This is a genomic window from Falsihalocynthiibacter sp. S25ZX9 (assembly GCF_041205405.1).
GTDB lineage: Bacteria > Pseudomonadota > Alphaproteobacteria > Rhodobacterales > Rhodobacteraceae > Falsihalocynthiibacter > Falsihalocynthiibacter arcticus.
Genome location: NZ_JBGFCD010000394.1, coordinates 1 through 272 on the forward strand (window position 1 = coordinate 1; position 272 = coordinate 272).

The window sequence follows — 272 nt, forward strand, 5'->3', positions numbered from 1 at the left end:
GCCATCGTCATGTTGCGTTCTTCGGTGCAGATCATCAGCACGCGATTTTTGGGGCCCACATAAGGTTTGGCATAAGCCCCACCATCGTAATCCGTTGTAGTCGATGTGCCCAGTTTGATTGCCAAAGGGGACGGGCTGAACGCACCATCGGTTGTGGGTATCGGTGTCGCACGGAAAAGCTTGCGAATAATGCTCATATCAGTTGACCTCAGTGACGATGGTGTCGCGGGACTTGCGTACTTTGCCAATTGGCAGCAACCAATCACTGCCCT

Annotated in this window: 1 pseudogene; it reads right to left on the reverse strand. The window is 52.9% G+C overall.

What is annotated here, in order from left to right:
* Nucleotides 1-197 (reverse strand): annotated as a pseudogene (locus tag AB9F29_RS22725) (protein deglycase HchA); the annotation flags it as partial.
* Between the last annotated feature and the right edge of the window lie 75 nt (nucleotides 198-272).